This window comes from Bacillus sp. FSL P4-0290 (genome assembly GCF_037975435.1).
Taxonomy (GTDB): Bacteria; Bacillota; Bacilli; order Bacillales; family Bacillaceae; genus Bacillus; species Bacillus subtilis.
This window is the reverse complement of record NZ_CP150253.1, coordinates 460,007-485,856: the sequence shown is the minus strand read 5'-3', so window position 1 is coordinate 485,856 and position 25,850 is coordinate 460,007. Positions and strand designations below refer to the sequence as shown.

The window sequence follows — 25,850 nt, the reverse complement described above, 5'->3', positions numbered from 1 at the left end:
GGTGATTCCCTTGGTCCTAGAGCTTTACTTTTTAAAATGATACGGCAGTGTGGCAACCATTATGTCCTTTTTCCAGAACAGCCGGACTCTGAGGAGGAAGGCCGATTGGTTGTGAAGGATGGTGTGCCAGCGTTTTTTCGTTATAAATTGCGGAAACAGCACCATAACGGAAAACTGCTCCTTCTTCGCTTTTGCCTCAACTGTTTCCAAAAACTTATCAAACGGATGGACAAGGCTTCTGTACGAGGAGTGAAGCGTAACGAGACGCACGCCGTTATTAAGCTCTTCCCAGCGTTTTTCGAATTTCTTTTCCTGTTCTCTGTCAAATGACACGTGAACGGCGATCACCTGATCAGACAGTGATTTCGCATAGTGAATCGATTTTTGCACGACGGTGGTGACACCGGCCACAGGCACAATCACAACGGTGCCTTTGATTTCTTCCGGCTCTTTGTCTACGATGCGAAGCTGTTCACCAACCGCTGTATAGTGATTTTTAATCGCAAAAAACAGCAAAACGACGATAGGCATAAAGATTAACACAGGCCATACGACATTAAACTTCGTCACAAACAGAATGGATAGAACCATAAATGATATCAGAGCACCGCAGGAGTTGATCAGCATTTTTCCGATCCAGCCTTTTGGTTTTTGCTTGATCCATTTAACGCACATGCCGGTTTGTGAAAGCGTAAATGGAATAAATACGCCCACAGCATATAACGGGATTAAGTGCTCCGTCTGTCCTCCGAATAAGATAATGAGCACAATGGAGGCAAAGCCTAAAAAGATAATCCCATTTGAGAAGCCTAAGCGGTCGCCCCTGACTGTAAACATTCGCGGCATATACTGGTCTCTCGCCAGGTTGAAGGCAAGCTGCGGGAAGGCTGAAAATCCCGTATTTGCCGCAAGAACCAAAATAAGCGATGTGACACCTTGGATGACATAGTAGAACACATTCCGCCCGAAGGTTTCGGACGCAATTTGTGAAACCACTGTTTCATCAGGTTTCGGCGCCGTACCATACCCGTACGCGAGAACCGTGATGCCGGAAAACAGAATCGCCAGCAAAATCCCCATCATCGCAAGCGTTCTCGCCGCGTTTCGCGCAGGCGGGTTTTTGAATGCAGGAATCGCATTAGAAATGGCCTCTACCCCGGTCAACGCTGAGCACCCGGAGGAAAAAGCCTTAAGCAGCAAAAACAGCGTAATGCCGGCTACAGGTGTGCCGAGCGGTGTATGATGGGCTGGCTGGTCTATTTGTCCTGTCATAAGTTTAAACAACCCGACTGCAATGAGAACCAAAAGCGCCACCACAAACAGATAAACCGGGTAGGCAAGAATGGATGCCGATTCCGAAAGCCCGCGCAGGTTCAAAATCATAATCACTAACACGAGAAAAATAGCGATCGGCACATGATAATCATGCAATGCAGGAAAGGCTGACGTGATGGCGTCCGTGCCTGCGGAAATACTTACCGCTACTGTTAAAATATAATCAACAAGCAATGAACCGCCCGCAATCAATCCCGGTTTTTCACCGAGATTTTCTTTAGAAACGACATACGCCCCGCCGCCCTGCGGATAAGCGTAAATAATTTGCCTGTATGAAAGAATCAGTGCGAGCAGCAAGATGAGAACGCCAACCGCAATCGGAATGGAGTACCAAAATGCGGCAGCACTGATTGTTGCCAAAATGATTAGAATTTGTTCTGTCCCATATGCGACAGATGACAGCGCATCTGAGGAAAGCATAGCCAAGGCTTTTAATTTCGTCAGTTTTTGCTCTCCAGCTGCTTGGGATTTTAGTGGTTTCCCAATCAAAAAACGTTTGATTGAATGATACATCGATGTCTTCCCCTTTTAATTTCTCATTTTTCAATTAAAACAATAAAACATCAGTGTCTTGCTCTCACATGTTGATGATAGTCCTTTCTGCTATGATGTCTCTGTATGCGATTTGCATTCAAAAATGAACAACAAAAAACACAGAGGCAAACGGATGCCCCTGTGCCATAACATCGAACACAGGTTTCATTCATCTCCTCTCACGAACGCTTACGAGGTTAGCTGACGGATTCGGGCATATGAGAGTTAGCCCTACCTAAAAAGGATTCACCCCAACGGCAAAAAGCCGTTCTATTGGGTCCCCCGCTCTGATTTCAGATTAAGCGATTTGTTTTCTAAAAGAGATCATACTCCCGTTCCCGCACGTTGTAAAGAGGCTTATTGGCTGAGAGAAAAAAATAAAATGACAGGTTCCACAAATGGAATTTACTTACCAAAAATAAAAAAACAGAGGCTAAAATCGCCTCTGTTTTATTCTGTATCTGTCTTTCTTTTTCTGCGTCTTACTGCAATCCAAATGAACACTGCCGCAACCACCATAATGAGTGCCAGCACACCAATATACATCCATTTCTGGCTATGATCCTGTGTTGGTTGTTCTGCATCGGAACTGTTTGTTTCCGATTTGAGCTGCTGGTGGTTTGTAAACACCTGCTGGCTGTTTGTTTCATTAAGGACGGTTGCCGACTCATCGTTGCTGTTCAGATAACTGATGATCTCTTTTGTGACAGCCGTGCCATCTCCTTTTGACGGTGCAAAGACTGCCATTGTATAGCGTGAATCCCAAACCGATGCTTGGGTAAATACCACTTGTTTTGTTGTCTCATTCAGCATCTCGAAACCAGATACATCAAACGAGCCGTTCTTTTCCTGCGGCACAAGCAGATCTGATGATTTCTCCTTCAGAAGAGAAAATTGATTGATCCCCCCTATGAAAATGAGGTTTCGTCCTTTCGCATCCTTTGCTGTAACGTCAGATGATTTCTTTACCGTATATGAATGCTGTGCTTCGCTGCCAAAGGATTCCGTTACGAGAGAAAGCTCCTCAAGCTTCGATTGGCTTACGGTGTCAGGAAGCACGATTAATGTTGTTTGATCCTGGTTTCCGGCGTAAGGAAGCGGCCACTCTTGAAAATCCGCTGACGGAGACATGCCTTTGATGGCGTATGATAATGTACTGTTTTTATCGATAAAAACCCACTTTTCTTCATCAGTGGTGTTGCAAGGGTTGTTTTCCTTTAAACCGGTCGTGACGAACTGAATATCAATGTAGCGGTTTTTTTGCAGCAGTTTAGGGTCCACTTTCACTGTGACATGATAGAATCCGTTTTTATCTTCTTTTCCTAATTCATCAAGTCGGACCGAGTGCGGCTAGCCGTTGATCATCACTTTCAGTTCTGCGGCCTGAGAGGCAGACTCGTTTTCAGCCGCTGAGGCTTGAATCGTTTCAGACTTTTTCAGTTTCAGCGACAGCTTCGCCGATTGGTTTTCATCTAAAACAGCCGAAGCCGGATAAAAATAATGTGCTGAAGATGTTTTGTCAGCTCCAATTGTGATATCGCCCGCTCCAAAATTCTCAAGGGTCAGCTTATCGCTTTCTTTTTTTTCAGTCTGCTGAAGCTTGCTGATTGAAAGTGTATCGCCGCTGAGCTGGCCTGTATATGTCTGATCTGTCATCACGCTGATTTTTTTAGTGAGCGCGTCCTCGGACGCCGCTTGCGCAAACAGAACCGGCTGCTGTTTGCCCTCTGCTTTCAGCACCCGCTCCGCAAGCAGAAGGTTTTCTCCTTTTGCCTGTAGCCCAGCTTGTTTCAACAGTTTTTTCACTTTGCCGTTCCAATGCTTGTCCACGCCGATAACAATTGTCGGCTTATCGATTTTTTTCAGTTCAGATTCCGTGACATACGCAATACTGACACTGCTGTCCACCGTTTTCAAATAGCCTTCTGTTTTAACAGCAGCTTCTATTTCTGCTGAACTTGGGTTATCCGGAATGACGATGGCTGTTTCTTCCGCTGTATTTCCAGATTGGGCGAAAGGATACGGATAATGGTCCAGCGACGTTCCCTTCGCTCCACTGCTGTCAGCAAGTGTCAGCCGGCTGTCCGGATAAATTTTGATCCAGTTGCCTGATGTATCCTGTCTGACGCACACGCCCTCTTTCATTACGCCGTAGAATTTCAGCGATACGTTGTGATAGCCTTGCGCAGACTGGCTTTTATTCAGATTCAGCTTCACTGTTTTCCGTTTGGAATCACCATCAAGCTTTAACGTCTTGACCGGTTCATCATCAATGACAGCCGTTAACGATGATGGAGAAATTAAAAGATTTGATGCCTCGTATTCGATTACCAATTGCTGATTGCCCGAAGAGGCGCCTGCCGGGATCTGATACGTCAGCTCTGCGCTGTCTTTTGATCCATACAGTGTAATCAGCTCGCTTGTCAGCATCTGCTGTTTGGCTTGTTCTTGGCTGCTTTTCCCGAGGAGCGAACCGCTGACCTGTACGTCTTTGGCAAGAGCCGTTTGTCCAGTCATCGCCAGCAGCATGAAGCTTGTGAGAAAAATCATTATTTGTTTCAAAAAGGTCACCCGCTTTTATGTTGATTGTATCGTTCTGTCTTGTACCATTTGACCTCTTGCTTGAATAAACGGTGCTTGATTTCCACGAATAAAGAGTAGATAACAAGCACAATCCATGCCTGCGAGTATGTGAAGTACATGAGAAATACGATAAAAAAGTTTTGCTTGTTCATTTCTGTTTTTTCAATGCTCAACGTAATCATGACCTCTGTCATAAATAAGAAAAACGCCAAAATCCAGAGAATCATTGCTAAAAATCCAACCGACAAATGCAAATCATAAAACAAATTCACTACAAAAATCGCATTTGACATGATCACGCCAAAGAAAAACAGGAAGTACGTAAAGAAAAAATAAAACAAATCAAAGATAATCCGTTTTCGTTTCAGCTTAAAAAACTGCGCCAAAAATTTGAGCACGACATATTGATTGCCGCGCGCCCATCGGGTGCGCTGGCGCCACCATACCTTCCATGTTTCCGGTTCCTGCTCCCACGTGATGGCGGCAGGGAAAAAGCGGATATGATAGCCGAGATTATATACCCGGATGGTCAGCTCAGTATCCTCAGCGAGCGCTTTGTCATCCCAGCCTCCGAGCTTTTCGATAATGCTTCTGCGGATCGCGAAGTTGGTGCCTGGGATCGTGGCGATTTTGAACCACTTCCATCTGCCTCCCTGGGCCATCCACTGAAAACAGATCGTTTCGATATTAATAAACCTCGTCAGCAGCGTCTTTGCCGCATTGATGACGCGGAATTTCCCTACCACGGCGCCTGCCTTTTCGTCATTCATCAGGCCGAGCACGAGGTAATACACGGCCATTTTCTCAGGCGTGTTGTCAGCGTCATACACACAGATCACATCGCCATTCGATTCGGCAAAACCCGAGTTAAGTGCAGAGGATTTTCCTTTTCCTGCATTTGGCGGCTTCGTAATCACCATTTTGATGAAATCGTATTTCTCGGAAAATTCATTGACGATATCACCCGTCCGGTCTGATGAATTATCATTAACGACGATAATCTCCAGCCGGTCCTTCGGATAATAAAGGTTGACCATCGCCTTCAGCGTCTGCCGAATCACAACCTCTTCGTTATGCGCCGGGATGAGAACGCTGACCTTCGGCAGTTCCTTCATGTTTTCTCTCCACTTCGGGATATTCCGTTCGAAGGTCATATAGTGGCGAAACCCGCCCTGCATGAGAAACATGTGGTAGAGAAGCATAACCCATATTAAACTTAGCGAGATAAAGAACAGCGTATTACCCAAGGCTTCTTCTCTCCTTAAAAATTCGTTTTTTCAATGTGGCTCTCAAGTAAAACGTATAACTGACAAACATGATGACAAATAAGAGCACAACAGCGGAGAGAATCCATAACGCCTTTTCAAGAGGGGTTTGCCGGTGATGATCGAAAAACTCGTCAATCGCGCTTACGCCGTTTTTCACCTGAATCGTTCCGTCACCGCTTGTATGAATTTCCACTTTGTCTGTTTTGACGGTTTGTTTCGTTTTCTTTAAATCAAGCCATTCACTGTCTGGAATGCGTTCCATCTGATCAACCAGCTCCGGCAGATATTTCATCCCGAGGTACGGGTGATAAAATCCTCCGGCTACTCCGCCTTCAAAATCAATCATCTGGGAGATGTGCTCCTCCATCTCACCGAACGGGTTTTGCTTCGATGTGTCGACAAAGCCGATCGTTTCCGGATAAAGCGTCATTCCGTGCAACATCGAAGGAGCAGTCACAAACGGAGGTGCACCGGATGTTTTCCATGTTGTGCTGCTGAGCTGGACCTGGCCGAAAATGCTTGTAAAATACTGCGAGGCGATTTGATAGCCATAATCGGACATCGTGTAATGCGGCGCTTCAAACGCCAGCGGGTAAAGACCCGATGATGTCAAATCCTCAATGGCACGCGTCAGTTTTTGTTTTGTATACGTTTCTTCCTTTTCCCGAAATGGTTCGAGATAGCTGTGATAGGCTTGTTCGTTCGGGAAGTCCTGTTCTTTCTCCAAAATGGACGGGGGGTCTTCGGCATTTCCGGATGTAATCGGCTGATCCGCCTTTGCATCCCAAAATTCAAAGCCCTCTCCTGTTTCACTGTAGCGATAAGCGTGAGTATAGCCGTGAACAATGATACTGCCGCCCATGCTTTGCAGCTTCTTCAGCACCTTGACCATCTTCGGTTGATCAGACAAATACACTTTGTCGCCTGTTTCCGGATTCAAATAAACCGGAATGACCGCCAGGATAAAAGGAATATGCCGCTTATGCAGGTATGTACCGGCTTGAAGCAGCAATTTTTCATCAGACATCGGGCTGATATCCTCGAGACGCAAATACAATAACGTCGTCCCCGCCTTCTCTCCGAAAGCTTCTCTGAGCTGTTTCGCCACGATCAAATTGTCATTTAACAAATTTGTTAATCCAATGTACACATTCCCTTTTTTTGTTTTCCATATAAAAGAATGTATTGTGCCGTCATCGGCTTTGAAGGTGTAAAGCGCCGTTCCTTTCAGGCCTGATACACTCAGCACGTTAAGCCCGCTTTCCAGAGACACATCGGCCTTTTCCGACCTGCTGTGAACCTGAAACACATTTTCTTTGCGGGCTAATGAAAGCCCAGAAAATTGGCTGATTTGACCTGCGTTATAGCCAATGGCGACAACCGGTTTTTTTACGCCGCTGATAAGAGACAGCAGTTTTTTGCTGAGCTTTCTTTTCGTTTGGCCGTAATAAATCACATGGTCTTTCCCTTTGAAATCCGACGCTTCAACGTCTGAATCTTTTTTGACTGTCACATGGGATGTAAAGTGGCCCGCAAGCAAATCGAGCATTTTGACTTGTGACGACTCTTTGCCGTCCAAGGTTGAGTAGATGATGAGAATACCGGCGTCCTGATCTTTCGCTTGCGCAGAAACGGGAAAAGACGTAATAGCCGAAACTAGAAGCATCATGACGCATAGCAATGTGATTCCTTTATAGTTCATTCATCATCATCTCGTTTTCCAGTTCTTCTAAAAATTGATCAGCTGTTTTGATATCGTTGCGGTAGGGCAAGTAACAGACGTGGAACGTAAGCGACACATACTTTCCATTTTCCAGCTGATACGTGTCTAATTGTTTTTTCAGCTTTGTCAGGACGGCTGGCATATGTTCAGCAGGCGTGTGCGTCAGCACGATCCCGATACGCTCGTCAGAGGGACGGAATTTCTTATCCGTTTCCCGAACGCTTGTCCTGATTTGCTGACCGACATATTGGAAGAGGCGGTCCGTTTCTTTTTCACCGTACAAAGACTTAAACTCTTTGAAATAATGCATATGCAGCAGCAAAAAAACGAAAGAATTGCCGTAGCGCTCCGCCCGCTTGATTTCTTCTGAAAGCTCCAGCTTCATCCTTTGCTTGTTATCAAAACCAGTCACTCTGTCAACAGCAACATAGCTTTTGATTTCGGATTGAAGCCGTGTTATTGAGCGCCGAAGCTCTGCTGTAATATCGTGGATTCTTCCAGAAATAAAAGAAAACAGCAAAAGCGCGATTCCCCACACGACAAGCATTCGCAGCCCTTCCTCAGCCGGAAAGAGCGATGTCTGTCCAGTCTGGAAAAACATCATTAAGGTGCCGAGAACAAAGAGTACGATTAAGGTCACTGCCAGCGCGTAAATCGGGCCGAACCAGATGCCTACGGCGATGACGCCAAATGTGATGCAAAGGATCAGAGCACCTTCTGATTGCTGGGCTGACACATAATAAATAAACAAAGACAGGGCCGCGATGAGCCCTGAAAAATAAGCAAATAATTTTTGTGATTCACTGAATGATATTTTCATTAAAAAGCTTCCTTTCGGCTAACAGCGGCAGCAGATTGTCAAATGAATGCGTCTGAGTGCCGCTCATATAGCCTCCATAATACGATTTCACCGGATCATGAATTTCAAAGTCATTCATTCTGTCATATATGGCTTTGATGACAGAACTGTTTTCATGCTGTTTTGTCAAAAACAATACGGCTAATGCATATACGGATGGAGACTCATATTGGACGGCAGGCTCCTTCGTATCTGCCGAATACCGCCCGTACAGCTTTCCGTTTTTCTGAAATTCCTGCTTGATCCAGTCCGCTAAAACAGATGCTTTTTCATCCCCTTCCGGCAAATGCCAAGCAGCGTAAAGCTGATCAATCAGGTTGATTTCACTATCATATGTGTATTCCTTCGTCTCCGAGCTGTATGTCTTCGGCAGAAAGCCATTTTTTAAAGGAGCTGAATAGAGAACATTGGCATTCCGCTGTTCTGTGTCTTCGTCTATGATTCCATTCTTCTTTAAGACAGCTAAGGCGTCAGGCATGACGTATGAAAGCGTCACATCCTTTGAAGCGGCCTGTGAGTCGTAATAGTCTGTAAATAACCCATTGTTCATATTGTATGTCTTCAAAGACGTGCCGATATCCTTAGCCGTTTGCGCGTAGTCGCTGCGGCCCCATTTTGCGGCGGCTTGGTCAAGAGACAACATAATTCTCATATCATCTATCAGCGCATTCGTCCCGCTCGCTTGGCCATTTTGAATCTTCCACGTCACCAAGTGATTGCTCATCAGAAATGAATCAGTCAGATGCTGATATTGATCCTGGAAATGCGGTGCGTCATTTTTGCTGAGCAGAAACTCCATCCACAGGCCGAGAGATTCCGACAAGTAAGAAGGCTGGTCTGAAAAATCGGTTTTAATCAGCCCTTGGTCATTCATTAAATTGTGATAGATGAAATATTCCGCCGGCTGGATCGGGCTGGCATTCACTTCTGTCGCTGACTGATTTTGGGTCTTGTTTCCAGCTTCAGCACACCCTGCGGAAAGTCCGATAGATAAGAAGAATAAGATGACAGCAATTAGTACATGCCTCACAGGCAAATCCCCCTTTGTCGCCTGAAGCAAATCAGACGCTCACAAATAGTTATAGACGAAAATATGACTGCCATGTTACAAAGTACATTTACTATAAAAGAAAAAAATGCAGATTGCTAGCTTTTTTTTCCCTTTTTGAACATTAAGAAAACAGGACCTAAGTCCAATAAAAAACCTGTGCGATAGGCACAGGTTTTTTTATTATTTATCCAAACCGAGTTTTTTCAGCTGTTCTGCCAGCGCGTTGTTAATCGGCTCATCTTTATTTTGTTTTTTCATATAAGAGGATACGTCCCGTTTGGTAGCACGCGCTTTGTCTTTGTTTTTTCGTTTTTCAAATACAGAGAGCTTTTCACGGTGACCGCACACACACGCAAAGGTTTGGCCCTCGCCTTGGCCGCGAAGCTCCATTCTTTTATGGCAGTTCGGGCAGCGTGCGTTTGTTTTTCGGGCAATCGTTTTTCTGCTTCCGCATTCACGATCTTGGCACACGAGCATCGTCCCGCGTTTGCCGTTTACTTTCAGCATCATTTTGCCGCATTCCGGACATGCCGTTCCCGTAATGTTGTCATGTCGGAAGGTTTGGCTGCTGTTTTTGATTTCTTTTACCGTTTGGTGAGCGTAAGCCTTCATATCTTTAATAAAAACAGCCGATTTCAATTTGCCGGCCGCGATCGCAGACAGCTTTTGCTCCCATTCTGCTGTTAAGGCCGGTGATTTCAGATCCTCCGGAACAAGCTGCAGGAGCTGTTTTCCTTTAGATGTGATAAAAATATCTTGGCCTTTTTTCTCGATTAAAAAGCTGTTGAACAGTTTTTCAATAATGTCGGCACGTGTTGCCACCGTGCCGAGGCCGCCTGTTTCTCCAAGCGTTTTGACGAGGCCTTTTTCTTCTCCTTGCATAAATGCGCTTGGGTTTTCCATCGCTGACAGCAAGGTCCCTTCATTAAATCGGGCAGGCGGCTTCGTTTGGCCGCTTGTTTCCGTTAACGTGCGGACGGCAAGTGTGTCGCCTTTTTGAAGCGCAGGAAGTGTCTGGTCTCTGTCATCCTCCTGCTCATCATCCTCTTCCGCCATATCATAAACGGCTTTCCACCCTTGCGACTGTACGGTTTTGCCTTTTGCCGTAAAGGTTTCTCCGCCGATTTCTGCGATGACCTTTGTTTCCTCATATTCGAATGCAGGCATTAATACAGCCAGGAAACGTTTCGCAATCAGGTCATACAGCTTTCGTTCTTTATCACTCAGACTGCTGAGAACGAGCGGCTCTTCGGTCGGGATAATCGCGTGGTGGTCTGACACCTTCGCGTCATTGACATATCCTTTATGAGATTTAATGCCGCGTTTTTTAATTTGGCTGACATATTGGGCATACGGTTTTACTTCCATGCCTTCCAGACGGTCTTTTAACGTCGGGACGATGTCACTGGATAAAAATCTAGAGTCCGTCCGCGGATATGTGACGAGCTTATGCTGCTCATATAGCTTCTGCAGGACAGAAAGCGTTTCTTTGGCAGAAAAACCGAAGCGCTTGTGGGCGTCACGCTGCAGCTCCGTTAAATCATAAAGCGCAGGCGCAAAGCTTTTTTTCGCTGTTTTTTTCAGCTCAGCTACGACCGCTTGCTTTCCTTCGAGGTTTTTTAGCAAACGGCTTGTTACATCTTGATTGAACGTTCTCGTCTGCTTTGATTTCTTATCCTGCCACGTCAGCGTCATGCCGTCGACTGCAGCACGTATGCCGTAATACGGAACGGGCGTAAACGCCTGAATGTCTGCCTCGCGCTTTGCAATCATGGCTAGCGTCGGAGTCTGCACACGACCGCATGAGAGCTGGGCATTGAATTTTGTGGTAAGTGCACGGGTGGCGTTGATCCCCACAATCCAATCCGCTTCCGCTCTGGCGACGGCAGAATGGTACAGGTTTTCATATTCTTTGCCGCTGCGCAGCTTCTGAAAACCTTCCTTGATCGCTTTATCCGTCACAGATGAAATCCACAGCCGCTTGATTGGTTTTCGGACATTCGCTTTCTCAATGATCCAGCGCGCAACAAGCTCACCTTCCCGGCCTGCGTCAGTCGCGATGACAATCTGATTGACGTCTTTACGGGTAAGCTGGGATTTGACTGCATTGAACTGCTTTCCGGTTTTTTTTATTACCACAAGCTTTAAGGGTTCTGGGATAATCGGCAGATCCTCTAGGCGCCATGATTGAAATTCTTTTCCGTAGCCTTCTGGATCAGCAAGCGTCACCAAATGGCCTAAAGCCCAGGTCACAATATATTGATCGCCTTCGAGATAACCGTTTCCTTTTTTATGGCACTTCAGCACCCGGGCTAAATCCCGGCCGACTGAAGGTTTTTCAGCTAATACAACTGTTTTTGACATGCTTGATCACTTCTCTTTCTTTCGCGCTCATCCTGTTATTATAACAGACTTCACGCGGCACTCTCTAACCGCGCCCGTTTTTCGTGTCAATTTCTGAGAAAATGACGTGAGTGACGGTTTGCGCGTAGGGCGATGTTTTGTTAATGAAATCTTCTACCGCTTCGAGGCTTTCGGCATTGATTTTCAGCATATAGCAGGCTGCACCCGCAATCCGGTAGCAAAATTCAATATTCGGCAATGTTTGAATATAGCTTTTGAACCGCTCGTAATCCGCGTTTTTAACGGTTGCTTCCACAATGCAGGAAACGGGAAGCCCCAGTTTTTTCTGGTCGACCTCCAGCGTGTATTGCTTAATGATGCCAAACGATTCAAGCTGTCTTACCCGTTCTGTCACAGATGGAGGCGACAGCTTAATTTTTCTGCCTAATTCCCTCATCGACAAACGGCTGTCCTTCTTCAGCTCCTCAATGATATTCAGATCAATCTGGTCAAGTTTCATTTCAACATCCTTCTTTTTTGATTTTGTACACATTATCTCGGGTATTTTTGTAAATGACAAGTACAGTTCCCTAGAAAAGGCATGTAAAAATGAATGTTTTCCGAACATTTTTTGAAAGCTGTCATATGCCCCCCCAGATTGTTTATAGTATAAAATGAAAACGTGTCCACAAGGAGGGCGATTTATGCTGCAAACGCCGATCGGAAGACTTCGCACGATGGGTTTTATTGAAGGAATGTCACTCTTAATCCTGTTGTTCATCGCTATGCCGCTTAAATATTGGGCAGGCCTTCCGCTTGCGGTGACAATTGTCGGTTCGGTTCACGGCGGGTTGTTCATTTTGTATTTACTTGTCTTGGCTTATGCAACCTTCTCTGTCAAATGGCCGCTGAAATGGTCAGCTGCCGGCTTCGTCGCCGCTTTCGTCCCATTCGGAAATTTTTTGTACGACCGCGGATTAAGGAAATATAAATAAGGGAACGCAAAAAAGGCTGGATTTTTATGATCCAGCCTTTTTTATTAAAACCACTTTGTCAGCCACGCGATATAGTAGGCCCCCGGAATAAACATGAGCTGGGCGAGGAGTGTGCCCGCCACCCTTGATGTGACCATTGTGACAGAGGTCCATTTTAAATAGATATAGCTTCGTTTTCCTTTTGCCACATCATCAGCTAGAACGGATACCTTAGGATCAACAAAAATGGCCAGTAGCATCGTCGCAATTCCGTTGATTAAACCCGAAGCCATGACGGCTGTCGTACTGCGCTCCGGAGCCAGAAGGCCTGCGTATAAAGCCGAAAGCACGCCAATCGTATAAATCGATGTGATCAGCATGTTGATGACAAACAAACGCTTCGGAATCAAGCGCATATGAAATCCTTTTACATATGAAATAGACGGCAGACGCAAATAGGAAAGGGCATTTTTGAATCCTTGTTTCGAGAACCCCTTTCGGAAAACTTGAAAAACGGAGCCGCCGCCGCCCGCCAAGTGAATAATCGCCCGTGAAAAAAGAGCGACAAAAGACGGGAGCAGGATAATGCCCAAAATGGTGCCGACTGTCGATCCGAAAATTAAAAAGCGGAACTGGTCCCCTACAATCGCCAGTGCGTTTTTTCCAGCATCATCAATTAAATGCCCGGTAAAGGGCTGCTGCACCATGTTCGACATTCTGGACACGATGACCATGACATTAAACAGGGAAAGCGCGGACGCAATAAATCCAACGCGGGCCCCGGAAAGCCTTGTAGCATAGGCTAAGGTTTCTATCGAGTGAATCAGCAATAAAAAACAAAAAATAAAAAGTACTTGTGTTGTAATGACATGCACGTTATTCTTCCTCCAATATCATCCTAGAGATAAGACTGGAAAGAAGACAAGGAGGTTTCAGTACGATGTGTTTTTTGCAATAAAAAAACCGTCCGGCGTACGCCGGGCGGTTTGTCTTATTCTTTTCTATACGCAAATAAAGATTATATCATCCGCCAAGTCAGGCGGGTTAGATTCATAAAGCATTGTTCCGAAGAATCATTCTGGAAAGTAAACACCATGGAAATTTCTTGAACACAAGACAACGAAAGCCCTACCTCTCAATCGTCACTGCGGCTCCGAAGCCGCGCCGGTGTGAATTGTAAAACAAAAAAGTCTTTTTTCCATCTCATCGTTAGGGGCGATTTGTTATGAAGGAAAAGAATAAGGGCAGCTGGTTATGCTGCTTGGGAAGCGGTAAGCTTCTCTCTCAAAACAGAAAAAAGAAGTTTACTTTCTTTTTTATTTGCTTATTTTTCTTACTAGCTATTCATAATAACATATCGCCCCTGAAAACACAAATTTTTTATAGTTCGAGTGAGACCGGTGTTTTCTCCCCGGCATTCATTAATCTGATATCCTCCGGTTCAATTTCAAGAATCACCAGATTCGGATCATCCTTGCCGTCAAACCAGCGCTCTAATTTGGAACTCCATATTTTGTCCTTGAGTTCTGCCGAATTGTTGATTTTGGCTTTTCCGGCAACTTCGACATATGCGTCGCCAAAACCTTCACAATCATAGCCTAATAAAATGTGGACATTGGGGTTGTTCTCAATTTCTTCTGCTTTATGAGTTTCCTTGCTTGTCGGTGTGTAAATCGTCAGCCCGTCATGGAAAAAAGTCATGTAGCGGGAATGCGGTTTGCCCTTTTGAACTGTTGCGAGCGAATCTACTTTATGGTGATCTAGAACATCAAGCACTTTTTGTTTAATGTCTTGCTGATTCATCTCGAATCACTCCTTTTTAACGTCTCCGCTGTTACTTTTCCACATCCGGGGAAGATTTAAACAAGAAAGTGTGCTCTTTATTTTTCGCCTTCCCATTCACGCTTTAACAGACTGTAGTAGACGAGGTCGTGATGCATGCCGTTTACGTATAAGCCATCCCGTGCCCTTCCTTCCTCTAGAAACCCGATCCGCTCCGGAACCGCTCTGCTTTTTTCGTTTCCGACAGCCGCACAGATCGCCACACGATTCAGCTCAAGCTCTTCAAAAGCATACGTAATGAGTTTTCGGCAGGCAGCTGTAATAATGCCTTTCCCTTCAAATTCTTTGGCAATCCAATATCCGATTTCCGCCTTACGATTCACTTGATCAAGGTTATGCAGGCTGATCATGCCGCATAGGCTGCCGTCATAAAGGAGACCCGCCTCAATGCCGTTCAGGTCGGCATACTGGCGCCGCCAATCTGGAATGATTGTTTCTCGGTACGTGTCAGCGCTGCTTGGATTTTCCGCAAAAAACAGCCACTTGCCAAGCCGCTGCTGATTTTGGATAATGAGTTCGGCCAGCCGCTCCGCATCCTTCGGCTCCAATAATCGGATGGTGATGTGCTCATTTACCTTGCAAGTGAACATCGCTTCGCCCTCTTTCCTTTTTTACCCATTATATCGATGATTCTGTTTTTTTCAATACAAAAAAGGATGGGCTGCTAAGCCTCATCCTTATATTCTTGGATCGGTAAAGATATCATGTTTATCCGTGCTCGTCGATGACATTTCCGTCACGACGGCACCTTCTTCCCCGGCCTGGAACCAATGCTTTGTATTCGGGGGGATTGTATATTGCCCGCCCGGTTCTAGCTCAATTTCGTGCCAGACCGTATAGTGTTCTCTGTCTTCCTGAGGAGGGAGAACTTTTGGAAGCGGCGTTTTTTCTCCTTCTACGTAAAGATACACTTTTCCGTAGCGGCAGCGGAAGGTCTCCTGCTTGCCTTCCTGGCCGTCGACCGGCGGATGGCGGTGTTCCGGGCAAGTCTGTCCCGGAAACAGCACCAATTCCTTTGAACAATAACGGTCTGTATTGACGTAGACGAAGAGCTGGAGCCCGACTTTTCTTTCTTTTCCTAAGCCGTAATCCATCAGCTGGATTTGGTCTACTTCCTCGTCCGTTAATACAATCCCTGCTTTTTGATAGTAGCTGTTCACTTCTTCTTTCGTGATGCCCATATGTCTCACTCCCTCTTATGTCGTCACAAAGTTTCCGCCGTTGACATGCAGGGTCTGTCCTGTCATGTAAGAGGACTCATCTGATGCCAGAAGCACATAACAGCCGACGTGCTCAACAGGCTGTCCAGGACGGCCCATCGGCGTATCTTGCCCAAATTGAGCAACTGTTTCTTCAGGGAACGTAGCTGGGATTAGTGGCGTCCAGATTGGACCCGGCGCGACTGCATTTACACGGATGCCGTCTTTAACAAGCGCCTGCGCCATTGTTCTTGTAAAGGCGTTGATCGCCCCTTTTGTCGCTGTATAATCAATCAGTGTCGGGTTCCCTACGTACGGGTTGATGGATGTCGTATTGATGATGGCGCTGCCCGGTTTCAGGTAATCAATTGCTTTTTTAGTCAAATAAAATTGAGAATAAAAGTTTGTTTTGAATGTGCGGTGAAGCTGTTCGCTCGTAATCTCTTTGATGCTTTCCTTCGGATGCTGTTCACCTGCATTGTTGACAAGGATGTCAAGGCCGCCTAGTTCCTTGACCGTTTTTTCAACCGCTTCATTGCAGAATTCCTCTTCACCTACGTCACCAGTAATCAGCAGGCATTTTACGCCTTCTTGTTCAACACGTTTCTTCGTCTCCTCAGCGTCTTCATGCTCATCCTTATACACAATGGCGATGTCTGCGCCTTCCTTTGCATAAGCGACGGAAACCGCGCGTCCGATCCCGCTGTCGCCGCCTGTAATAAGAGCTACTTTTCCTTTTAATTTGTCTGCTCCTTTATAATCCTCGTACTCATACACCGGACTCGGATTCATTTCGCTTTCAATTCCCGGCTGGCGACTTTGAGTTTGTGCCGGCAGTTCTTTTGGATAATTTGCCATGATGATTCTCCTCCTTTGTTTTCATGTCTATTTGTTGTGTACCTCACACACTCTTTGGATAAACATGGCTTGGCACCTTCGCATTGCTTTATCAGAAAAATGTTTCACATGGAACGCTTGGAGGAAATAACTCAAAAAGGGGGTTGGTTGCTGAATGATTAACATGCTTTCTAGAAGATTCAGCAGGCCAAAGGGCGTCATCGGCATGATTGCCGGGTACATCATGGCTGCTGAAAATCAAACACTGAATCAGTGGACAATCAATCAGCTGGGTATCACGCGCGGGGACAGCATTTTAGAAGTCGGGTTTGGCCCGGGATACTGCATAGAGCAGGTGCTGAAACGCGAGAAGGATGTTCAGCTTCATGGGATTGATGTGTCAGAGGCCATGCTGAAGCTGGCCGCCCGCAGAGTGAAATCCAAGGGTGTGCGCCTGATACAAGGAAGCATCGAGACATTTCCTCTCCCCGCCTCGTTTTATGATAAAGTGATTTCCGTTAACAACTACACCATTTGGAATAACCAAACAAAAGGCATGAAACAGATTTATCGGGCATTAAAGCCAGGCGGCAAAGCAGCCATTACGATGCAGCCGCGGGAAGCGGATGCCAGTCCTGAGAAAACCAAATCATTTGGAAGACAGATGATTGCTGACTTTAAAGCAGCCGGCTTCGAAGACATTGATATAGAATTTAAGAACATTAAGCCTGAGCTTTCCGTCTGTGCAACTGCAAAGAAGCCCGCCACATAAAGTGGACGGGCTTCTTCTTTTATGAATGTACAGCCTGATTGCGCAGGACGTCTTTTTTCACCTTGCCAAGGTTGTTTTTCGGCAGTTCGTTAACAAATTCAACTTCAGGTATTTTGTAAGCGGACAGGCGTTCTTTACAAAATGCAATGACATCCTCTTCCGTGATGCGCTGGCCGCCATTTTTCACGATAAAAGCTTTCGGTTTTTCACCGTAAAGCGGATCAGGAATACCGACCACAGCCGTTTCAAGGATTCCCGGGATCTGCTGGATAACTTCTTCAACCTGATCAGGATAGACGTTATCGCCTCCGTAAATAATGACATCCTTGTAGCGTCCCGTGATGAAAATAAAGCCATCTTCATCTACATATCCTGAATCTCCGGTTTTAAACCATCCATTTTGCAGCACTTTCGCTGTTGCTTCAGGATTGTCTTCATAGCCTTTAAATAAGAATGGAGTATGAACAACGATTTCGCCGATTTCTCCTTGAGGAAGTTCTTCTCCGGTCAGAGGATCTTCCACTTTGACTTTAACACCTGCCACAGGTTTTCCTGCAGATGCCGCTTTATCCATTCCCATATCAGGCGTCCATGTGCTGATGCCCCAAGCCTCAGTACTTCCATAGCCATGCGCAAGCGGAATGCCAATATCAAGATAGCGGCGGATTAGGCTGCTCGGCACTTTTGTTCCGCCTGTCATTAAAATCACAAGCGAAGATAAGTCAGTTTGGTGCGTTTCCCACGCCTCAAGCAAATACGTGTAAAACACAGGAAGAGCCATCACGGTCTGAATTTTCTCTTCTTCAATGACCTTCAGCATGTGAACAGGATCTTGATCCTCTGTAAACACAAAGGTTGTTTCTGCAAATGTTCCAAGCATGATGCAAATGAGCGCACTCGTATGATAAATCGGATGGCACGCGAGAAAACGAAGGCCCTTCATGCGTGCTATTGAGCTGTTGGATTTTTTAACGTATCTGTATATGCCGCCATGTGTAATCATGCATCTTTTCGGGTTTCCCGTTGTTCCAGATGTAAACATCAGAAGTGCTGTATCATCAGGTGAAACCATTTCCGTCTCTGGCAAATGATCAGGACCTGCAAACAGCGCTTCAAATTCAGCAGATGTTTCGTAAGCTGTTCCTGTTTCCATTGTTACACACAGTGAGGACAATTCAGGAAGAATTTCATCCAGTGTCTCTTTAAACTCCGCTCCGTAAAACATTGCTTTCGGTTCACTTGCTTTTAAAATGCCTGTCATTTCATATGGTTTCAGCTGCCAGCTGACAGGTACGACAACAGCACCTATTTCAAGTGCGGCGAACATAACAGTTGAGGCGGGATGGCCGTTTTTGCAAAGCAATGCAACACGGTCGCCCTTTTGAATTCCTTTTTGAAGCATGGCATTCGCCAGCTGATTAATCCGTTTACGGTAACCTTTATATGTCAGTGTATGGTCTCCGCTTTTTACAGCCTCTATATCTTCGCTATTCGGCATGTCATGCAGAATCAGATGCTGTAATGTTTCCATATCGTCATCTCCTATATTCTCTTGAATCTTCAATAATTTGTTAGATTTTCTTCCTTACCTCACCCATTTTAACCCAAAAAAGATAACTTGTAAAACTATTTCATTTTGGAATTATTCCAATACTGAATGATAAAATAGTCCCACATTTTCTTATTTTGTTCCCCCTCCACAGAAAAACACACGCCAAATTTTTGACGTGTGCCATGCAGGTTTACAGTATGTTTTTTTCTTTCATCCATGTGAAAAATATGCGGTTTAACCGCTGATACAATTCTTGTTCTCCTTCTTCTTGAAACCCCGCCATGCTTTCTCCGCTCTCGATAATTGCCGAGCTGATCGCGCTTAAAATCTCCGAGCCTTCAGCGGATAATGAGCTAGGCGCCATCATGACGAGGATGCGTGTCATCCTGAGGGTATTTCCGTCCATGCCATCCACTTCATAGGGGGTGCTGAGATCAAACATTTTGAAAAAAGGCAGGACGATTTCATCATTTTTGAGATGATAAAGCGCCATGTTTGTTCCGGGGATTCCCAATCCCCCTTGTTTCTCCCGCTCAGCCAGGCAAACCGCGGCTTTTTCCGGATCACGGATCAGGCCATCCTTCTTCAGCTGTTGAAAAAGCTCTAGCAGAAGCATGCTATGGTCCGGGTTTGTTTTGAGTTGAGCTAGCGTAAAATGGCGCAGAACATCTTGGATAACCTCCATATACCGCCCTATGCTTTCCGCCGCCTCTAGCATGTCAGGTACATCAGCTTGCTGCGCCTCTTCCTTCGGGCTTCTTTTTTTGTTAAGAATAAGGGGAATCTTCCGCTTGATATACTGCTTGACCTGGTTTGCGTCTTCCTCATTTAATAGCGGGCTGACCATGATGTAATCAATGTTTTCATAAGGAATCGGTACAGTGGACACAATCATATCATAGGCTTGAACATCCTTCCCCTTTAGCTCGATCAGGGATGACATATCAAACGATTCAATTTCCGGCAGCTCTTTTTTCAGTCTGGAGGCAAGCATTTTCGAGGAGCCGATCCCGCTTGAGCAGACGACAAGCGCTTTCACTTTTGCTTCTTCTTTTTTGATTTCAAGAGCCGAGCCAAAGTGAAGAACGATAAAAGCGATTTCATCATCAGAAAAGGACATGCCCGGAAAATACTTTTCGACGCCTTCTTCGATCGCCATATAAAGCAGAAAATAATCGCGCTTGATCTGTTCCTTCATCGGATTGTATATCTCAATATTTTCTTTTATGCGGCTGACGGCCGGCTCCAAATGTGCAATCAAGCCTTCATATAAAGAGTAGTTTTTCGTCAGATCCATTCTGATTTTGTCTGAAATAAAAGCAATGAGCCGCTTTGTTTGCAGGGCTGTTTCCAGCTCAATTTCCTGCGCTTTGTATTCTGTTTTGTATTTTCGATTGGCGCTTCGAAGATGGATTGTAATATAGCCGACCTCCGCCTCTGGAATCGTCACGCCGAAGGCACGTTCAAGCTCGCCCGCGATTTCAAGAGCCGAGCTGTATTCCTTCGCATTCTTCAGTTCCTCAAGCTCATTTTGCTCCATGGTGATGGTTTCCCCAAGCTTAATTCGTTCGATCGCATACGTCAGATGGACGACGAGCGCTATATAGGAGCTGTCGGACAATGAAAAAGCGATTTTTTCTTTGAGCTGAAATAAGATGCGCTCCATTTTTAGCAGCTCACCTTTGCTGACAACCCCGAACATTTTCTCTGAAGAATCGGTTTTTCCTTTGATGTTTAATTCAACCGCTTCCAAAAACATTTGGATGTCGAGACGGTTCACAATCAAGTTGCCGACAATTTTCCGTTTCGCATTCTCCGGCCCTATGAGCTGGATGCCAAAACCTCTTTTGCGGATCAGTGTCAGTCCGAAGGGAGAAATCCACTTCTCGAGCTCATCTAAGTCATAGCTGACCGTGGCATTCGTCACCTGGAGATCATGAGCAAGCGTGTACAGTTTGACGGGCTCCTGAGACTCTAATAACGAACAAAGAATGAGCAGTTTCCGTTCGTCGGCGCTGTATTCATGCTGTTCATATGATAAATCAGTAAGCAGCTTTTGTTTATCCTCGGGACTTCCCACTGCTTTCAACCCTTTACCGGGCTGTTTATCTAACGTAAGCCCCACGGTTTCCATCAGCGGTTTAATTGATTTGAGTTCCCTGTGAATGGTTCTCGTGCTGACTTGCATCAGCTCAGCAAGCTCAGTTACGGTTATATATCTGTTTTGTAATAATAAGTGCTTTAACAGCTTTTGTTCTCTGGCAGTCATATACATAAAAAAGACCTCCTAGCCAATCTTGATGTGCGGATGAAGTCGCAAGGAGATGCAGTAGAGGATATAGAGAGGTTTCCTTTTAATATAAAACGCTTTCAAGAAAGAATCAATCACTTATAAATGGTAATTTGGCACTAAGCGGTGTGACAATATTGAAAAAGCATCAGCTGGTAAGCTGATGCTTTTTATGGAATATCGTAACCCTGTACGGCTGTAAAAATGCGGAACCATTGATCCTGGTCAAGCTTGTATGACAACGCATTTATCGCGGCGGAAATCCGCTCGCGCTTTCCGCTTCCGACAATCGGCATGATGTCGGCCGGATGCGTATACAGCCATGCGTACATCACCTCGTCCAATGAAGCGGCGCCAATCTCTGCTTGAACGGATTCAAGCGCCGTGCGGACACGCCGGTCTTTTTCCGTGTCACCAGTGAAAACTTTGCCGCCTGCCAGAGGCGACCAAGCCATCGGCGGAATCCGTTTTTCCTGGCACAGGTTCAAAGTGCCGTCGAGCATATTTTCTAATTCGTATGCGGAAAGCTCAATCTGGTTGGTTACGAGCTTCTCAGGCAAATATGATTCCAGCATCCGATACTGGTGATCTTTAAAATTTGAAACGCCAAAGTACCTGACCTTGCCAGAGCATTTCAAGGCCTGAAACGCCTCTGCTACCCCCTCCGGATCCATGAGCGGGTCCGGTCTGTGAATCAAAAGCATATCGATATAATCCGTCCTAAGGTTCATAAGCGATTGCTCAACGGATGCCAAAATATGCGATTTGCTTGTGTTATAATGATGCGATCTGTGAGCGGGCCGTTCAGGCGATTCAAGAACGATACCGCATTTTGTGACCAACTCTATGTTTTCTCTTAATCCAGGCGAAAGGGCAAGGGCGTTTCCAAACAGCTTTTCGCACGTATAGCCTCCATAAATATCCGCATGATCAAAGGTCGTGATGCCGTGATCGATACACCATTCAATGAGGCTTAGAAGTTCAGCATCTGAATAGTTCCATTCATTCAGCCGCCAAAGCCCGTGTATGACTCTTGAAAATTGAAGATCCTCCGCCAATTGAATACGCTGCATGCAAAATCCCTCTTTTCTTTGTATAAACCGGGTTTTGCCCCTTACTAGTTCATTCGGCCTCAGATCCTCTTTTTCCTTTCGCTCCTTTTAAAAAGACATTTTAATTCGATTGAAATTGCTTTTTCGCTTTCTCAACGACATAGTGGCTGCCGCCGCGGTCCTGCACATTTTGGATCATCATGGCGACAAGCAGGTCTTTGTTTTTGTAATCGTAGCCGACAAACCAGCCATTTTCCGTGCCGTCTTTATCATCTTTTGATGTTTTCAGCTCGGCTGTTCCTGTTTTTCCAGCCACTGTGATTCCTTTCACGACAGGCTGATACGCTGATCCGCGCTCATCTTCCACAACGCCTTTCAGACCTTTTGTAATGTCTGCCGCTCCTTCCTTCGTGACCACTTGCTTGTGCCAAACATCAGCTGTTTGTGAATCTTTTTTGATCAGCGTCGGTTTGACAAGGTCTCCATTGTCAACAAATGGCGTGTAAGCAGTTGCCAAGTGAAGCGGAGACATTTGCATTTGCCCTTGTCCATAGCCTGTATCCGCAAGCAAAATGTCTGAATCAAGCTTGTCATTTGCAATAGACGATTTCTGGATCGGGAATTCATACGGAACGTCCTCTGAAAAACCGAATGTTTTTAAGCCTTTTGTGAAGGTGTCCGCTCCCATATCAAGCGCATTCTGGGCAAAATAAATATTGTCTGACGTAATAAGGGCGTTTTCCAAATCGACTTGTTGAAGTCTCTCAGACACACGTGTCACTGAATAGCCGCCCCAGCTCGAATCTTTTTGCCACTCCTTGCCTTTGATTGTTTTCTTCTCATCGGCTTTAAGGGTGCCGTTTTTGATTCCAATAGCAGCCGCAATCGGTTTAATGGTAGAACCTGGCGCGTATGTCTTATTGAATTTCGCTGAAAACGGATTGTTTTTATCTTTGTTTAGCTTTTTCCATTCCTTATCGCTCCAGCCGAAAATAAATCCGTTTGGATCGTAGGAAGGCGCGCTGACAAGGGCGAGTGTTTCGCCTGTCTTCGGCTGCAGCGCGACTGCCGCCCCGCTGTCATCCTTCAGTTCATCATACAGCTTCGTTTGCGTTTTGATATCAATTGTGAGGTGAAGATCCTCGCCGTCCTTTGCTTTCTTTTCAGCGATGACTTCCCCGGTTTGCGGCACGTAGATTTTCCAGCCAGTTGTGCCTCTTAGCTTGTCTTCATACACATTTTCAAGTCCGGCGATACCGATGTTAGACGTATCGCTGTACGTTCCTTCTTTCTTTTTCTTCAGTTCTTCCGCTGTAATGGCGCGGACATAGCCTGTCAAATGGGCTGTCTTTTCGCCATACGGATAGTAGCGGGAGCTGACATTCGTTCTTGTTACGCCTTGTAATGACGTCGCTTCAGAAACTAATTTCTCCTGGTCAGGCTTGACCTTTTTGAGCGGCACAAACGAATCGTCTTTTACCCAGCCTTGATCCAGCTTTTTCTTGATGTCGTCTTTAGTCAAATCAAGTTTTTTGGCGAGCTCTTTTATAACTTTCTCTTTTTTATCGCCAAGCTCCCCGGGAACAATTCCAATTTCCGGAACATCTGTATTGACAGCTAAACCTTTTCCATTTTTATCATAAATTTGGCCTCGTTTCGGTTCAATGCTCATAATTTGCACGGTTTTGTCGTCAGCCAGCTGCTTGAAAATAAACGATGGGTCCCAATCTATATTCCATGACTCCTCGTCATCTGTTTTTTCTAATTTCAGCACAGCAGTATTCTTGAAGCTGACTTTGCCGGCATTTGTGTTCATGCTGACTTTATACGGGATATGTTTCATTGTCTTGTTGTCTTGATCGTCCTTATCTACTTCTCCCGCAGTGACTTTCAAATTTTTTACGCCGGCCTGCTCATAGATGGCTTTATACCTGTTGACGAAATCTTTTTTGGAGATTTCTTTTTTGACATCTTTAGTCAGGCTTTGATACATGTCATCGAATTGCTGATCGTTCCACTGTTTCACGAATGCTTCCATGCGATCCTGTGGTGAATCTGTTTTGGAGCATCCGATTAACCCAATCAATCCGACGCATAGAAATACTAGTAGAATACACTTTTTTAACATGACTTTCCCCTGCCTTCCACTTGTTATTTTCTCTTAATTGAATTGGTGCGTGCAAGATTTTTTTGAAAATGAAGGAAAAGTTCACCGATTTTGCAGAAATCTCCTATCGTTTGCTGTAGACTATTTGAAAAGACAGAAAGAAGGGATCGCATGGTCAGAGAGGCAGCAATGCTTCACATTAAAGAAGGCCTTGAACAAGAGTTTGAGGATGCATTCCGGCAAGCGGCGCCGATTATTTCCGGCATGAAGGGCTATATCACTCACTCGTTAGCAAAATGCATAGAGGAAACGCATAAATATCTGCTTCTTGTGGAGTGGGAAACACTTGAGGACCATACGGAAGGCTTTCGCGGTTCTTCAGAGTATCAAGAGTGGAAAGCCTTGCTTCATCGGTTCTATACCCCGTTCCCGACGGTCGAGCATTTTCAGGATGTGTAATAGATTTATATAATATGAAGTGTAAAACCGATAAGGGAGACAGACCATACAAAAACGGCGGTATAAATATTAAAAGCGCCTGAGCCGTCATTTTCTTTTTTGCGTTCTTCAAGCCCCTGCATAAACATGACCGCACCAAGAAAGACGAGCATGACCGATTGGATAACAGAGGTGTGTTCCGTATAGTTAAAAGCAATAAGCGCCAGTATAATAATGATAACCGCAAAAGACATTTTAAAAATCCGAAACAAAAGGACCATCCTTCCTTATATACGAAATATTGAACGTTATGGCTATATTTGCCTACGCCCTCCATTATTCTAGCGCACTTTGTTTGTCTGTAGAACAGAAGACAGAGAATTTTAAGTTTCTTTTAATATTTCGATCACACATAAAAAACGCGCCTGTCATGAGGCGCGTTTTCTATGAAACTGATAATTCTTTATAGCCTAGCTTGTGAACGGCTTCAGCCATCGCTTGATAGCCTTTGCTGTTCGGATGGACACCGTCAAAGGACAGATATTCCTGTTCTTTGCCTTTGAAGATGCTATAGGCATCCGCGATTTTGACATGGGGTGCTGATGCAAGTGTTTCTAAATGTGAATTAAACGAAGTGATCCATTTGCCGGCGATATCAATTTCGGGAAACGGATTGTATAAGTTGAACACACGAATGGCGTACGGGGAAGGATTTTCTCCTTTAATCTCGGCGATTTTGGCAATCATCTTTTCAAAATTCTCATGGCAATGGGCGGATACACGGCTGAAAATCGTTTCATCCTTAGAGGTTTGGTAGGCTAAGACCGAATCGATGAGATCGTTTCCGCACCCTGTGATCGTTATCATATCAGCATCTCGAATGCATTTTTGCACATAGGGATATGACAGGAGTCCCAAAATCTCTTCTGTATTCAGGCCTGATCTGGCAAATATGTTTATTGCCGTTCTTGTTTTCAAGTCAGCTTCCATCATGTCCCCAAAACGCTGGACGAAGCCGGGTGAAAACAGCCCGGAGCCTCTCCCTGTCGTCAAGGAATCGCCCAGAGCTGTATATCGAAGCACCATGTTCT

At 45.3% G+C, this 25,850-nt stretch carries 21 protein-coding genes, 1 pseudogene and 1 riboswitch; of the genes and pseudogenes, 3 read left to right on the top strand and 19 right to left on the bottom strand.

The genetic code is table 11. The annotated features are described in order from the left end of the window. Positions 1–24 precede the first annotated feature (24 nt). The 8 genes and pseudogenes from kimA to lrpC form a co-directional block, all read right to left on the bottom strand. Positions 25–1,848: a potassium transporter KimA gene (gene kimA, locus MKY10_RS02450; protein ID WP_129110447.1), complete on the bottom strand. Its 1,824-nt coding sequence runs from the start codon at positions 1,846–1,848 to the stop codon at positions 25–27. Positions 1,849–2,040: 192 nt separating this feature from the next. Continuing rightward, positions 2,041–2,184: riboswitch (cyclic di-AMP (ydaO/yuaA leader) on the bottom strand. A gap of 135 nt (positions 2,185–2,319) precedes the next feature. Next, a pseudogene (locus MKY10_RS02445) lies at positions 2,320–4,431 on the bottom strand (cellulose biosynthesis cyclic di-GMP-binding regulatory protein BcsB). Between the two features lie 5 nt (positions 4,432–4,436). Beyond that, positions 4,437–5,699: a glycosyltransferase family 2 protein gene (locus tag MKY10_RS02440; RefSeq protein ID WP_003246697.1), complete on the bottom strand. Its 1,263-nt coding sequence runs from the start codon at positions 5,697–5,699 to the stop codon at positions 4,437–4,439. Next, positions 5,692–7,401: a DUF2334 domain-containing protein gene (locus tag MKY10_RS02435; RefSeq protein WP_082090353.1), complete on the bottom strand. Its 1,710-nt coding sequence runs from the start codon at positions 7,399–7,401 to the stop codon at positions 5,692–5,694. Before MKY10_RS02435 ends, MKY10_RS02440 begins: the two co-directional genes overlap by 8 nt. Positions 7,402–7,411: 10 nt before the next feature. Further along, on the bottom strand, positions 7,412–8,263 hold the full coding sequence (gene epsK, locus MKY10_RS02430) for a cyclic-di-GMP receptor EpsK (RefSeq protein WP_129110446.1): 852 nt from the start codon (positions 8,261–8,263) through the stop codon (positions 7,412–7,414). Then, positions 8,244–9,332, bottom strand: a complete 1,089-nt coding sequence (locus MKY10_RS02425; protein WP_129110445.1) for a lipoprotein YdaJ — start codon at positions 9,330–9,332, stop codon at positions 8,244–8,246. The genes epsK and MKY10_RS02425 overlap by 20 nt, the downstream gene beginning before the upstream one ends. A 201-nt stretch (positions 9,333–9,533) precedes the next feature. Continuing rightward, positions 9,534–11,717: a DNA topoisomerase III gene (locus tag MKY10_RS02420; protein WP_015252793.1), complete on the bottom strand. Its 2,184-nt coding sequence runs from the start codon at positions 11,715–11,717 to the stop codon at positions 9,534–9,536. Positions 11,718–11,781: 64 nt separating this feature from the next. Then, entirely contained in the window at positions 11,782–12,216 is a 435-nt protein-coding gene (gene lrpC, locus MKY10_RS02415; protein WP_003246585.1) for a transcriptional regulator LrpC, read from the bottom strand. A 184-nt stretch (positions 12,217–12,400) separates the two neighbouring features. Here lrpC and MKY10_RS02410 point away from each other — a divergent pair, with 184 nt between their 5' ends. Then, positions 12,401–12,691, top strand: coding sequence for a DUF3817 domain-containing protein (locus tag MKY10_RS02410; RefSeq protein WP_014478869.1), 291 nt, complete (start codon positions 12,401–12,403; stop codon positions 12,689–12,691). Between the two features lie 44 nt (positions 12,692–12,735). Here MKY10_RS02410 and amj read toward each other — a convergent pair whose 3' ends face one another. From amj to MKY10_RS02385, 5 genes are all read right to left on the bottom strand, one after another. Continuing rightward, on the bottom strand, positions 12,736–13,545 hold the full coding sequence (amj, locus tag MKY10_RS02405; RefSeq protein WP_014478868.1) for a lipid II flippase Amj: 810 nt from the start codon (positions 13,543–13,545) through the stop codon (positions 12,736–12,738). A gap of 505 nt (positions 13,546–14,050) precedes the next feature. Continuing rightward, a complete protein-coding gene (locus tag MKY10_RS02400) occupies positions 14,051–14,473 on the bottom strand; it encodes a pyridoxamine 5'-phosphate oxidase family protein (RefSeq protein ID WP_339226124.1) in 423 nt (140 codons plus the stop codon). Positions 14,474–14,550: 77 nt separating this feature from the next. Beyond that, positions 14,551–15,102: a GNAT family protein gene (locus MKY10_RS02395; protein WP_061891248.1), complete on the bottom strand. Its 552-nt coding sequence runs from the start codon at positions 15,100–15,102 to the stop codon at positions 14,551–14,553. A gap of 87 nt (positions 15,103–15,189) precedes the next feature. Beyond that, positions 15,190–15,693 carry a D-lyxose ketol-isomerase gene (gene lyxE, locus MKY10_RS02390; protein WP_003234400.1) on the bottom strand — a complete coding sequence of 168 codons (504 nt, stop codon included), beginning with the start codon at positions 15,691–15,693 and terminating at the stop codon, positions 15,190–15,192. Between the two features lie 15 nt (positions 15,694–15,708). Beyond that, positions 15,709–16,569 (bottom strand): SDR family oxidoreductase, encoded by an 861-nt coding sequence (locus tag MKY10_RS02385; RefSeq protein ID WP_033883707.1) that lies wholly within the window; start codon positions 16,567–16,569, stop codon positions 15,709–15,711. 154 nt (positions 16,570–16,723) lie between these two features. Between MKY10_RS02385 and MKY10_RS02380 the strand changes: the two genes are divergently transcribed. Next, a complete protein-coding gene (locus MKY10_RS02380; RefSeq protein WP_061891249.1) occupies positions 16,724–17,320 on the top strand; it encodes a class I SAM-dependent methyltransferase in 597 nt (198 codons plus the stop codon). A gap of 19 nt (positions 17,321–17,339) precedes the next feature. Here the strand turns inward: MKY10_RS02380 and MKY10_RS02375 are convergent, their stop codons facing one another. The 4 genes from MKY10_RS02375 to pbpC form a co-directional block, all read right to left on the bottom strand. Next, positions 17,340–18,851, bottom strand: coding sequence for a class I adenylate-forming enzyme family protein (locus tag MKY10_RS02375; protein ID WP_061891250.1), 1,512 nt, complete (start codon positions 18,849–18,851; stop codon positions 17,340–17,342). A gap of 211 nt (positions 18,852–19,062) precedes the next feature. Further along, positions 19,063–21,147, bottom strand: a complete 2,085-nt coding sequence (mtlR, locus tag MKY10_RS02370; protein WP_061891251.1) for a mannitol operon transcriptional activator MtlR — start codon at positions 21,145–21,147, stop codon at positions 19,063–19,065. 185 nt (positions 21,148–21,332) lie between these two features. Next, on the bottom strand, positions 21,333–22,235 hold the full coding sequence (locus MKY10_RS02365) for an aldo/keto reductase family oxidoreductase (protein ID WP_003234411.1): 903 nt from the start codon (positions 22,233–22,235) through the stop codon (positions 21,333–21,335). Between the two features lie 100 nt (positions 22,236–22,335). Continuing rightward, entirely contained in the window at positions 22,336–24,342 is a 2,007-nt protein-coding gene (gene pbpC, locus MKY10_RS02360) for a penicillin-binding protein 3 (protein WP_032678932.1), read from the bottom strand. A 150-nt stretch (positions 24,343–24,492) separates the two neighbouring features. On the opposite strand from pbpC, the gene MKY10_RS02355 reads away from it, so the two are divergent. Then, positions 24,493–24,780, top strand: a complete 288-nt coding sequence (locus MKY10_RS02355) for an antibiotic biosynthesis monooxygenase (RefSeq protein ID WP_029726562.1) — start codon at positions 24,493–24,495, stop codon at positions 24,778–24,780. A gap of 5 nt (positions 24,781–24,785) precedes the next feature. Here the strand turns inward: MKY10_RS02355 and MKY10_RS02350 are convergent, their stop codons facing one another. Together MKY10_RS02350 and lipC are read right to left on the bottom strand one after the other, a co-directional pair. Continuing rightward, the gene (locus MKY10_RS02350) at positions 24,786–25,031 is read right to left on the bottom strand and encodes a YczI family protein (protein WP_003240256.1); all 246 of its coding nucleotides are present in this window, start codon (positions 25,029–25,031) and stop codon (positions 24,786–24,788) included. A 172-nt stretch (positions 25,032–25,203) separates the two neighbouring features. Next, positions 25,204–25,845, bottom strand: coding sequence for a spore germination lipase LipC (gene lipC / locus MKY10_RS02345; RefSeq protein ID WP_029317305.1), 642 nt, complete (start codon positions 25,843–25,845; stop codon positions 25,204–25,206). Positions 25,846–25,850: the final 5 nt, after the last annotated feature.